Consider the following 11,672-nt stretch of genomic DNA (forward strand, 5'->3'; position numbering starts at 1 on the left):
CCAGCCGGTAGGCTGTAGCCGCTCGGCCGCCCGTTGGCGCGGAGAGCAAGGGTGGGTTGCCCGAGCGGCCTAAGGGAACGGTCTTGAAAACCGTCGTGGCGAGAGTCACCGTGGGTTCAAATCCCACACCCACCGCAGCAGATGAGAGGGCGGGTTCCGGAAACGGGGCCCGCCCTTTGCGTCGCCCTCCTCCCGTCCGGGCCGGGCCGGTGTGTCAGTGGGCGCTGTTAGCGTCCGGGCCGTTCTTGCGGAGTCGGCTTGGGAGGGCGCGTGGGCGCTTCGGGGTGGGACTACTCGGTGCCGTATCAGGAGGATCTCGTCGGGGCGTTCCAGGCGCTGCGGCGGAAGGTCTTCGAGGAGCGGGACTACTACTGGGGGCCGGGGGCCGAGGTCGACTGGTTGCCGGCGGGGGAGCGGCTGCCGTGGCCCGAGACCGAGGAGGAGCTGTGGGAGCACGAGCTCGTGCAGGAGGAGGGGACGCACTCGATCCTCGACATCTTCAAGGTCATCGGGCCGGACGAGGAGCCGGACCACGGCACGGTCAAGCAGGTCACCGAGGAGGAGGCCCTGAGCGTCCTGGGCAGGCGCAGGCTGACCCGGGCCGACGTGCCGCGGTTCGGGGAGTTCGACCAGTGGCGCTGGTACGGGCGGTGCGCCGTGCTCCATGACGATCACGGGAGGCCCGAGGAGATCTACTTCTGGGGCTTCTCCGGCGACTGAGACGCGGGCGCCGAGCGTGCGTGTGTTCGACCGGGGCGGGAGGGGCCGGGGCCGACCTGAGGGATGAGGGTGAAAGCGGAGAAATCCCGGCGAAACGCTTCAGCCCTTGCGGCGCCCGGCCTGCCCGCTCCGCTCCCCGTCTCGACACGCCCGACCTGCGGCTTTCTTGACGGCAAGAGGGTTTATCGACTTGTCCTCACGCTTGAGGGGGAATCGGGCACTCCGGGGTGGTTCGCCGGGGATTCGGTGGGCAACTCTGGTCTCGCGACGTCGAGCACAACGACCGAAGCAGTCGGCCAACTGCCTTGGTTCCAGCAGTAGTTCAGAGCAGTCCAGCGTCTCAGCTACAGAGCTTCAGTTCCTGGAGGAACAAGACATGGCAAGCATCCGTACCGCCCGCGTTCTCGCCGCTGCCGCCGCCCTGCCCCTCGCCGCCGCGCTCTTCACCGGGGTGGCCCAGGCCGACAACGGAGGATTCGCGGACAACGGATCGAACACCAGCGTCGCCACCATCCTCGGCAGCGGCGTGGGCGGCAGCAACCTCGGCAACTCGACCACCACGCAGCAGGTGGCGACCGGCTCCGGCGCCTCCAACCAGAACAACACGGCGAGCGTGAACGGCTCCGCCTTCACGCACATCGACCAGGACAACGCGGTGGTCAACTTCTATCCGCTGTGGTGGTGACCGGCCCGACGGGGGAGATGACGGCGGGGTGAACGACGGCCCGTGCGGCGGTACTTCGGTACCGGCGCACCGGCCGTTCCCGTGTTCGCCGTTCGCCGCCTCCGTGACCTTGACAGGGCTCCATTTTCTGACGGACAGTCAGAAAATCCGAGTTCTGACGAGAGGGCCCCGCCGTGCATCTCGCTCCGACCGAACGCCAGCTGCGGCTGCGCGCCGAGCTCCGCGCGTACTTCCGCGACGTGATGCCCGACGGCCCCCCGCCCCCGGCCGACACCGCCGCCCAGCGCGCGCTGCTGCGCCGCATCGGCGCCGACGGCATGCTGGGCATCGGCTGGCCCGAGGAGTACGGCGGCCAGGGCCGCGGCCCCGACGAGCAGTTCGTCTTCTTCGACGAGGCGTACCGCGCCGGCGCCCCCGTCTCCATGGTCACGCTCAACACCGTCGGCCCGACCCTGATGAGGTACGGCACCGACGAGCAGAAGGCCCGCTTCCTCCCCGGCATCCTGCGCGGCGAGACCGTCTTCGCCATCGGCTACAGCGAGCCCGAGGCCGGGACGGATCTCGCCTCGCTCAGGACCAGGGCCGTCAGGGACCAGGAGGACTGGCTGGTCGACGGGCAGAAGATCTTCACTTCCAACGCCCACAACGCCGACTGGATCTGGCTCGCCTGCCGCACCGACCCCGACCCCGCGACCCCGCGCCACCACGGCATCTCCATCGTCCTCGTCCCCACCGACGCGCCCGGCTTCTCCTGGACCCCGATCCAGACCGTCGGCGGCCTGATGACCACGGCCACCTACTACGACTCCGTCCGCGTCCCCGCCGGCAACCTCGTCGGCCCCGAGAACGGCGGCTGGGGCCTCATCACCAACCAGCTCAACCACGAGCGGGTCGCGCTCGCCGCCATCGGCATGCAGGCCGAGGACTTCTACGAGGCCGCCCTCGCCGCCGCCCGTACCCCCGACCCGGCGACCGGGCGGCGCCGGATCGACGAGCCCTGGGTGCGCATCCGGGCCGCCGAGGCGCACGCCCGGCTCGCCGCGACCCGGCTGCTCAACTGGCGCCTGGTCGGGGACGTGGGCGCGGGGCGGCTCGCCCCCGGGGACGCGAGCGGGGTGAAGTTCGCCGGTACGGAGTCGGCCGTCGAGGTCTACCGCATCTGCCAGGAGATCGCGGGCCCCGAAGGACTCGTCCGCGCCGGCTCACCCGGCGCACTCGGTGCGGGCGGCGCTGGCGGCGGCGAACTGGAGCGGATGAACCGGGCCGCCCAGATCAACACCTTCGGCGGCGGCGTGAGCGAGGTGCAGCGGGAGCTCGTCGCGACGATGCGGCTCGGGATGAAGGGGAGGGGGCGGCGATGAGCCCGGAGACGACGGATTCAGTGACGGATTCCCTGACGGATGCCCGGACCGATTCCCACACGGATGCCCTGACGGATGCCCTGTACGAGCGGCTCAAGGCGTACGAAGGGCGGACCACCTCCGCCGCGTCCGTCGGCAGGGACCCGGTCAACGCGCCCATGATCCGGCACTGGTGCGAGGCCATGGGCGACACCAACCCGGCCTACGAGGGCCCCGACGCCATCGCCCCGCCCACGATGCTCCAGGCATGGACCATGGGCGGACTGTCCGGGCATCCCACCGACGGCACCGGCCGCTCCGGCGCGTACGAGGAGCTGTCCGCCCTCCTCGACCGCGCCGGCTGCACCTCGATCGTCGCCACCGACTGCGAGCAGGAGTACCTCCGCCCGCTGCGCCCCGGCGACACGATCACTTTTGACGCCGTCATCGAGTCCGTCTCGCCCCGCAAGACCACCAAGCTCGGCACCGGCCACTTCATCACCACCCGCATGGACATCCGCGCCGACGGCGAACTCGCCGGCACCCACCGCTTCCGCGTCCTCAAGTACGCGCCCGTGGCCACGACCACGAAGGAGCCGAAGCCCAAGCGGCCCCGGCCCGTCGTCAACCGCGACAACGCCGGCTTCTGGGCGGGAGTCGCCGAACACCGCCTCCTCATCCAGCGCTGCGCCGACTGCGCGACCCTCCGCTTCCCCTGGCTGCCCGGCTGCAACGCCTGCGGCTCGCGCGCCTGGGACACCGTCGAGGCGGGCGGCGACGGCACCGTCTACTCGTACGTCGTCATGCACCACCCGCCCTTCCCCGCCTTCGCCCCTCCGTACGCCGTCGCCCTCGTCGAGCTCGCCGAGGGCGTCCGGATGATCAGCAACGTCGTCGGCGTCCCGTACGACAAGGTCCGCATCGGCTTGCCGGTCCGGCTGGAGTTCCTGCGCGTGGACGACGAGCTCGAACTGCCCGTCTTCCGGGCGCTGTCAGAGGGAGCTGAGGGCTGACATGGACTTCGATCCCACCGAGGAGCAGCAGGCCGCCCGCGACCTCGCCGCCCGGATCTTCGGCGACCTCGCCACCCACGAGCGGCTCGCCGCCGCCGGCACCGGCACGGACGCCGAGCTGTGGAAGGCGCTGTGCGCGGCCGGTCTCGTCGAGGCCGTGGAGGAGACCGGGCTGCTCGGCCTGGTGCTGCTCGCCGAGGAGCAGGGACGCACGACGGCGCAGGTGCCGTTCACGGCGAGCGCGGTGTACGGGCTGCTCGCCGTCGCCCGGCACGGTACGCAGGAGCAGCGCGCCCGGCTGCTGCCCGGGCTGCGGGCCGGTACGACCGTCGTGACCGGCGCCTTCCCCCAAAGCACTCGCAGCCCCCAGAGCCCGCGCAGCCTCCAGAGCCCCCGGACACCCCGCCTGCCCTGGCTGCCCTGGCTGCGGGACGCCACCCACGTCCTCGTACCGGACGAGCAGAAGGCCCTCCACCTCGTCCCCGTCACCGCCGGTGCCGTCGAACCCGTCGAGCTCACCGCGCCCTGGTCCGCCGGCCGCCTCGGCCTCGACCCGGCGTCCGGGGAGCGGATCGGCGGCCCCGGTCCGGAGGCGTACGAGGACGTGCTCGCCGCCGCCCGGATCGCCTTCGCCGGGCTCCAGGCGGGCGTCTGCGCCGGCTCGCTGGCGCGCGCGGTCGCGTACACCTCCGTCCGCGAGCAGTTCGGCCGCCCGCTCTCCTCGAACCAGGCGGTCCAACTCCGCGCGGCCGACGCCTACATGGACACGGAGGCTATCCGGGTCACCGCCTACGAGGCGGCCTGGCGGTACGACCGGGGGCTGCCCGTCGCCGAGCACGCCCTGACGGCCGCCTGGTGGGCCTCGGAGGCCGGCAAGCGGGTCGTGCACGCCGGGCAGCACCTGCACGGCGGCCTGGGCGCCGACCTCGACCACCCGGTGCACCGGCACTTCCTCTGGGGGCGGCAGCTCGACGCGTATCTGGGCTGCGGCACCGAACTCCTCGCCGAACTCGGCGACCTGATCGCGAAGGGAGACGCGTCATGAAGGCCGGAGACGAGCTGGCGCCGCTCACCGTCCCCGTCACCCGCACGCTGATCGTCGCCGGCGCCATCGCCTCCCGCGACTACCAGGACGTCCACCACGACGTCGAGCTGGCGCGGGCCAAGGGTTCCCCCGACATCTTCATGAACATCCTCACCACCAACGGGCTGGTCGGCCGCTACATCACCGACCACTTCGGCCGCCGCGCGGTCCTCCGCAAGGTCGCCATCCGCCTCGGCGCCCCCAACTACCCCGGAGACACGATGACGTTGACCGGCACGGTCACGGAGGTCGCCGCGGCCTCCGACGGCGACACGGTCCACATCAAGGTCGTCGGAGCCAACAGCCTGGGCCACCACGTCACCGGCACCGTCACGGTGGAGGTCCCCCGGTGAGCCTCCACTCCCCCGACGCGCTCGGCGGCCGCGCCGCCATCGCCGGCATCGGCGCCACCGAGTTCTCGAAGGACTCCGGCCGCAGCGAGCTGACCCTCGCCGTGGAGGCCGTGCACGCGGCTCTCGACGATGCCGGGCTCCGGCCCGCCGACGTGGACGGCCTGGTCACCTTCACCATGGACACCAGCCCGGAGATCACCGTCGCCCAGGCCGCCGGCATCGGCGAGCTGTCCTTCTTCTCGCGCGTCCACTACGGCGGCGGCGCCGCCTGCGCCACCGTCCAGCAGGCCGCCCTCGCCGTCGCGGCCGGCGTCGCCGACGTCGTTGTCTGCTACCGGGCCTTCAACGAGCGCTCGGGCCGCCGCTTCGGCTCCGGCGTGCAGCACCGCGAGCCGTCCGCCGAGGGCGCGGCGCTCGGCTGGCAGTTGCCGTTCGGGCTGCTCACCCCGGCCTCCTGGGTCGCCATGACCGCCCAGCGCTACCTCCACACGTACGGGCTCACGCCGGACGCCTTCGGCCATGTCGCCGTGACCGACCGCCGCCATGCCGCGACCAACCCGGCCGCGTACTTCTTCGGCAAGCCGATCACCCTCGCCGACCACGCCGCCTCCCGCTGGATCGCCGAGCCGCTGCGGCTGCTCGACTGCTGCCAGGAGACGGACGGCGGCCAGGCGATCGTCGTCACCTCCACCGAGCGCGCCCGCGACCTCGCCCGCCCGCCCGCCGTGATCGTGTCCGCCGCCCAGGGCGCGGGCCGCAACCAGGAGGCGATGACCAGCTTCTACCGGGACGAGCTGACCGGGCTGCCCGAGATGGGCGTGGTGGCCCGCCAGCTGTGGCGCGGCTCGGGGCTCGCGCCCGGTGACATCGACGTCGGCATCCTCTACGACCACTTCACCCCCTTCGTGCTCATGCAGCTGGAGGAGTTCGGCTTCTGCGGGCCGGGCGAGGCGGCCGACTTCGTCGCGGCGGACGCGCTGCCCCTGAACACCCACGGCGGGCAGCTCGGCGAGGCGTACCTGCACGGCATGAACGGGATCGCGGAGGCGGTACGGCAGCTGCGCGGGACCTCCGTGAACCAGGTGCCGGGCGCCGCGCGGGCACTCGTGACGGCGGGCACCGGGGTTCCCACGTCCGGGTTGATCCTGGGCACGGACGGCTGAGGCGACGGCCTGAGCGGTGGCCGGTCGCGGCGGAGGGCTCTTCACTCACGCCATGAGCCCCTTGAGTCCCTTGAGTCCGTTGAGTCGCCTGGGTCGCTTGAGTCGTTTGAGCCGTTTGAGTCGCTCGGGTCGTCGCTCGGGTCACTCGGGTCGCTTGAGTGCGTCGAGTCCCTTGAGTGCCTTGAGCGCCACGGCCCCCGTGACCCCCGTGACTGCCGTGACCCACGTCGAGAGCGCCTCGCCGAACCACCGGCGCCCGCGCGTCCGTGCCGTGCTCGCCGCTGCCGCCCCGGTCGTCGCCGTGCTCGCCGCACTCCTCGCCGCGCCCGCCCACGGCCACCCGGCGCCGCCCCGGGCCCCCGCCGGCGCGCCAGCCCCCGCCCCCGCCCTCCGCTACTTCTCCGGCAGCGCCTTCGACACCTGCGAGGCGCCGTCCACCGCGGTGATGCGGGCCTGGCGGGCCTCGCCGTACCGGGCCGTCGGGGTGTACTTCGGCGGCCGCGGCCGGGGCTGCCCCGCCCAGCGCGAGCTCAGCCGCGGCTGGGTCGGCACCGTCCACACGCTCGGCTACCGGCTCCTGCCGCTGTTCGTCGGCTCGCAGGCGCCGTGCGTGAACTCCGCGGCCAAGCGGAAGTACGCGATCGGGCGCACGCCCTGGCGGCAGGGCACCCAGGAGGCCGGCGACGCGGTGAAGGCCGCCAAGGCCCTCGGCATCGACCGGGCGAGCCCGCTCTACCTGGACATCGAGGCGTACCGCCCGGGCGACGCCGCCTGCCTCGCGACCACCCTCGCCTTCGTCCGCGCGTGGAACCGGGAGGTGCGCCGGCTCGGCTACGTACCCGGCTTCTACAGCAGCGCCGACACCGGCATCCGCGACATCGAGCGGCAGCGGGTGGCGGGCGTGCCGGACCTGCCGTCGGTGGTGTGGTTCGCGCGCTGGCGCGGCGGGCCCGCGCTCGACACCGAGAGTGTGCTGAGCCCGGCGGCCTGGCAGCCGCACGCCCGCATCCACCAGTACGCGGGCAACGTCACCGAGACGTACGGCGGCAGGCGGATGACGATCGACCGCAGCGTCGTCGACGCGCCGGTCGCCCGCGTCATCCCGCAACCCTGACTCGGATCCGGTGCGGCTCCTTCCAGAGGAGGTGGGGCTGCCCCCATCCCTACAACCTGAGGGGGAGTGCGGTTCGGGACCTGCGGGCGATCCCCGGCAGGCCGGCCCGCTCCTAGCGTGGAGGCATGACTCCGCCACTGTCTGGCCCCGTCTGCGCCGGTGCCTCCACGGCCGCGTTCCCGTCGTTCGCGTCGTACGTACGGGCCCGCGGCCCCCTCCTCCTGCGCACCGCGCGCTCGCTGACCGCGAACCCGGCCGACGCCGAGGACCTGCTCCAGACGGCGCTCACCAAGACCTTCGTCGCCTGGGAGCGCATCGAGGACCACCGCGCCCTGGACGGCTACGTCCGGCGCGCGCTGGTGAACACCCGTACCTCCCAGTGGCGCAAGCGCAAGGTCGAGGAGTACGCCTGCGGCGACGACCTGCCGGAGCCGGCCGGGCTGCCGGAGGGCGACCCGGCGGAGCGGCAGGTGCTGCACGACGCGATGTGGCGTGCGGTGATGAAGCTCCCGGACCGCCAGCGGGCGATGGTCGTCCTCAGGTACTACGAGGACCTGAGCGAGGCGCAGACCGCCGAGGTGCTCGGGGTGTCCGTCGGCACCGTCAAGAGCGCCGTCTCGCGGGCGCTCGGCAAACTCCGCGAGGACCCGGAGCTGTCCCCCGTACGGTGACCTGCGCCGTTCCCCGTACCGGAGAACTTCCGACCCCCGTACGGGAGGACCCTTGAGTTCACCCCGTTACCCTCGGTTACGCCAGTAATCACTGGCAAATTGACTACTCCCGGGTAGTGACATACCGCGAGGTACGTGAGCAGAATCGGCAGCGCCCCAGTTCATTACTGCCGCGTAGCGCGCCCACCGGGAGGACGCCGTGCTGAGCACCATGCAGGACGTACCGCTGACCGTGACCCGCATCCTGGAGCACGGGATGAGGATCCACGGGAAGTCCGTCATCACCACCTGGACCGGGGAGGCCGAGCCGCAGCGCCGCACCTTCGCGGAGGCGGGCGCGCGCGCCGGACAGCTGGCGAACGCCCTGCGCGACGAACTCGGGGTCACCGACGGCGAGCGGGTCGCCACCCTCATGTGGAACAACGCCGAGCACGTCGAGGCGTACTTCGCGGTCCCCGCCATGGGCGCGGTCGTCCACACCCTCAACCTGCGCCTGCCGGCCGAGCAGCTCGCCTACATCGTCAACCACGCCGCCGACCGCGTGGTCATCGTCAACGGCTCGCTGCTGCCGCTCCTCGCTCCGCTGCTGCCGCACCTCCCGACCGTCGAGCACGTCGTCGTCACGGGCCCCGGCGACCGTTCCGTCCTCGACGGGGTGACGCCGCGCGTGCACGACTACGAGGAGCTGATCGCCGGCCGCCCCACCACGTACGCCTGGCCGGAGCTCGACGAGCGCACCGCCGCCGCCATGTGCTACACCTCCGGCACCACCGGCGACCCGAAGGGCGTCGTCTACTCCCACCGCTCCATCTACCTGCACTCCATGCAGGTCAACATGACGGAGTCGATGGGCCTGAGCGCCAAGGACACCTCGCTCATCGTCGTCCCGCAGTTCCACGTGCTCGCCTGGGGGCTGCCGCACGCCGGCTTCATGTCGGGCGTCAACATGCTGATGCCGGACCGCTTCCTCCAGCCGGCCCCGCTCGCCGAGATGATCGAGCGCGTGAAGCCGACCCACGCGGCCGCCGTCCCCACCATCTGGCAGGGCCTGCTCGCCGAGGTCACCGCCCGCCCGCGCGACATCAGCTCGATGGCCGACGTCATCATCGGCGGCGCCGCCTGTCCGCCCTCCCTCATGGAGGCGTACGACAAGCTGGGCGTCCGCCTCATCCACGCCTGGGGCATGACGGAGACCTCGCCGCTCGGCACCGTGGCCCACCCGCCGGCCGACGCCACCACCCCGGAGGCGGCGTGGGCCTACCGCGTCACGCAGGGCCGCTTCCCGGCCGGTGTCGAGGCCCGCCTGGTCGGCGCCGGCGGGGACGTCCTGCCCTGGGACGGCGAGTCCGCGGGCGAGCTGGAGGTCCGCGGCAACTGGATCGCCGGCGCCTACTACGGCGGCGCGGACGGCGAACCGTTCCGACCCGAGGACAAGTTCAGCGCGGACGGCTGGCTGAAGACCGGCGACGTCGGCGTCATCAGCGCCGACGGCTTCCTCACCCTCACCGACCGGGCCAAGGACGTCATCAAGTCCGGCGGCGAGTGGATCTCCTCCGTCGAGCTGGAGAACGCCCTCATGGGCCACCCGGCCGTCGCCGAGGCCGCCGTCGTCGCCGTCCCGGACGAGAAGTGGGACGAGCGGCCGCTCGCGACCGTCGTCCTCAAGGAGGGCGCGAGCGCGGACTTCGAGGAGCTGCGCGCCTTCCTCGCCACCGAGGGCGGCATCGCGAAGTGGCAGCTGCCGGAGCGCTGGGCGATCGTGCCGAGCGTCCCGAAGACGAGCGTCGGGAAGTTCGACAAGAAGGTGATCCGCAAGCAGTACGCCGACGGCGAGCTGGACGTCACGCAGCTCTGACGCGCCCCGTGACCGGCACCAACAGGCCCCGCCCAGGGGTCAGTTGGTGCCGATCTTCGCGAGCAGGTCCACGATCCGGGCCTGCACCTCGGTGCTGTTCGACCGCTCGGCGAGGAAGAGCACCGTCTCGCCCGAGGACAGCTTCGGCAGCTCGGCCTCGTCGAGGTCCGACGAGGTGTAGACGACGAGCGGGGTGCGGTTCAACTGCCCGTTCGCGCGCAGCCAGTCGATGATCCCGGCCCGGCGGCGGCGCACCTGCATCAGGTCCATCACCACCAGGTTCGGCCGCAGCTGCTGGGCGAGCGCGACCGCGTCCGTGTCGGCCGCCGCCCGCGCCACCTGCATCCCGCGCCGCTCCAGGGTCGCCGCGAGCGCCTGCGCGATGTCGTCGTGCTCCTCGATCAGCAGGACCCGGGACGGGTGCTGCTCGCTGTCCCGGGGCGCGAGCGCCTTGAGCAGGACGGCCGGATCGGCGCCGTAAGCCGCCTCCCGCGTCGCCTGCCCGAGCCCCGCCGCGAGCAGCACCGGCACCTCGGCGGCCACGGCGGCCTGACGCAGCGACTGGAGCGCGGTACGGGTGATGGGCCCGGTCAGCGGGTCGACGAAGAGCGCGGCCGGGAAGGCGGCGATCTGCGCGTCGACCTCCTCGCGGGAGTGCACGATCACGGGCCGGTAGCCGCGGTCGCTCAAAGCCTGCTGCGTGGAGACGTCCGGCGCGGGCCAGACGAGCAGCCGGCGCGGGTTGTCCAGCGGCTCCGGGGGCAGTTCGTCGTCCACGGGCTGCGGCTGCGGCCGGTTCGCCACCTCCACGGCCCCACCTGGCCCGTCCAGCGGCTCAGGCCCCTCCGCCGACCCCTCGGCGGGCGCCTCTATCGCGTACGCACGGCCCTCGGGCGCGGACGCCGGGCTCAACTTGGGCACGGGCACGGGTACGGGCGTGGGCGTGCCGGCAGGCGTCGGCACCGGAGCCGGCGCGGGAGCCGGAGCCTGCGCCGGTACGGGCTGCGGCTGCTCCTGCACGACGGGCTCGGGGCGGTTCTCCTCGGCCGGGTTGCCGAGCTTGCGGCGCCGGCCGGAGGGGCTCGCGGGCGGCGCGAGGGGCACGCCCTGCCCGAGGGTGCGGACGCTGAAGGCGCGTCCCTGGGTGCCGGTGGTGGCGTCCTTGGGCGCGGGAGCGACGGGAGCGACGGGAGCGGCGGGGACGGCCGGGGCCGCGGGCGCGATGGGGACGGCCGGGGCCGTGGGGGCCGCGGAGGCCGCGGGGACCTCCGGCGGGAGCGGAATCGAGCCGGTCCCGGTCCCGGTCCCGGTCCCGCCGGCCGTGGCCGGCCCTGCGGGAGCCGAGGAGGCCGCGGGGGCCGTGCGGGCTCCGGCGGCGGGCAGCGGGTGCGGCTGCGGCGGCGTGTGGTCGTTCTCCGGCGCGGTCCCCACGGCGCCGTGCTGGTCGGCGGCGCGGTCGGCCTCGACGGGCCCCAGCGCGAACGGCGTGCGCGGCCCGGCCTCCTGCGCGGCGGCGCGCTCCTGGGCGGCCGCGAGCGCCCGGCGGCGCCGCCCGGTGGGCTGCGCGCCCTCCTCGGGGCCGGCCGGGGCCGACGCGACCAACTTCCTGGGCACCGTGGCACAGAGCGAGACCGGACACACCACGCTCTCGCAGGCCGAGATGCTCTACACGTC

At 73.2% G+C, this 11,672-nt stretch carries 10 protein-coding genes, 1 tRNA gene and 1 pseudogene; 11 read left to right on the top strand and 1 reads right to left on the bottom strand.

Going from position 1 to position 11,672, the window contains the following annotated elements:
• Positions 1 to 50 precede the first annotated feature (50 nt).
• The 11 genes from ACWEV0_RS06895 to ACWEV0_RS06945 all read left to right on the top strand — a co-directional run bounded on the left by ACWEV0_RS06895 (position 51) and on the right by ACWEV0_RS06945 (position 9,998).
• A tRNA-Ser gene (locus ACWEV0_RS06895) sits at positions 51 to 135 on the top strand.
• 135 nt (positions 136 to 270) lie between these two features.
• The gene (locus ACWEV0_RS06900) at positions 271 to 720 is read left to right on the top strand and encodes a hypothetical protein (RefSeq protein WP_453147136.1); all 450 of its coding nucleotides are present in this window, start codon (positions 271 to 273) and stop codon (positions 718 to 720) included.
• Between the two features lie 376 nt (positions 721 to 1,096).
• Positions 1,097 to 1,405, top strand: coding sequence for a hypothetical protein (locus ACWEV0_RS06905; RefSeq protein WP_451609005.1), 309 nt, complete (start codon positions 1,097 to 1,099; stop codon positions 1,403 to 1,405).
• A 173-nt stretch (positions 1,406 to 1,578) separates the two neighbouring features.
• Positions 1,579 to 2,766, top strand: a complete 1,188-nt coding sequence (locus tag ACWEV0_RS06910) for an acyl-CoA dehydrogenase family protein (protein WP_453147137.1) — start codon at positions 1,579 to 1,581, stop codon at positions 2,764 to 2,766.
• On the top strand, positions 2,763 to 3,758 hold the full coding sequence (locus tag ACWEV0_RS06915) for a bifunctional MaoC family dehydratase N-terminal/OB-fold nucleic acid binding domain-containing protein (protein WP_453147139.1): 996 nt from the start codon (positions 2,763 to 2,765) through the stop codon (positions 3,756 to 3,758). Before ACWEV0_RS06910 ends, ACWEV0_RS06915 begins: the two co-directional genes overlap by 4 nt.
• Before the next feature lies 1 nt (position 3,759).
• Positions 3,760 to 4,803 carry an acyl-CoA dehydrogenase family protein gene (locus ACWEV0_RS06920; protein ID WP_453147141.1) on the top strand — a complete coding sequence of 348 codons (1,044 nt, stop codon included), beginning with the start codon at positions 3,760 to 3,762 and terminating at the stop codon, positions 4,801 to 4,803.
• On the top strand, positions 4,800 to 5,195 hold the full coding sequence (locus tag ACWEV0_RS06925; protein ID WP_453147142.1) for a MaoC family dehydratase: 396 nt from the start codon (positions 4,800 to 4,802) through the stop codon (positions 5,193 to 5,195). Before ACWEV0_RS06920 ends, ACWEV0_RS06925 begins: the two co-directional genes overlap by 4 nt.
• Positions 5,192 to 6,358, top strand: coding sequence for a lipid-transfer protein (locus ACWEV0_RS06930; RefSeq protein WP_451609001.1), 1,167 nt, complete (start codon positions 5,192 to 5,194; stop codon positions 6,356 to 6,358). Before ACWEV0_RS06925 ends, ACWEV0_RS06930 begins: the two co-directional genes overlap by 4 nt.
• A gap of 217 nt (positions 6,359 to 6,575) precedes the next feature.
• Positions 6,576 to 7,472, top strand: coding sequence for a DUF1906 domain-containing protein (locus ACWEV0_RS06935; protein WP_453147153.1), 897 nt, complete (start codon positions 6,576 to 6,578; stop codon positions 7,470 to 7,472).
• A 137-nt stretch (positions 7,473 to 7,609) separates the two neighbouring features.
• Positions 7,610 to 8,143 carry a SigE family RNA polymerase sigma factor gene (locus ACWEV0_RS06940; RefSeq protein ID WP_453147154.1) on the top strand — a complete coding sequence of 178 codons (534 nt, stop codon included), beginning with the start codon at positions 7,610 to 7,612 and terminating at the stop codon, positions 8,141 to 8,143.
• Between the two features lie 199 nt (positions 8,144 to 8,342).
• Positions 8,343 to 9,998, top strand: coding sequence for a long-chain fatty acid--CoA ligase (locus ACWEV0_RS06945; RefSeq protein ID WP_453147143.1), 1,656 nt, complete (start codon positions 8,343 to 8,345; stop codon positions 9,996 to 9,998).
• Between the two features lie 39 nt (positions 9,999 to 10,037).
• Here ACWEV0_RS06945 and ACWEV0_RS06950 read toward each other — a convergent pair.
• Positions 10,038 to 11,612, bottom strand: a pseudogene (locus ACWEV0_RS06950) (response regulator); the annotation flags it as partial.
• Positions 11,613 to 11,672: the final 60 nt, after the last annotated feature.

The organism is Streptomyces sp. NPDC003943 (assembly GCF_053605265.1).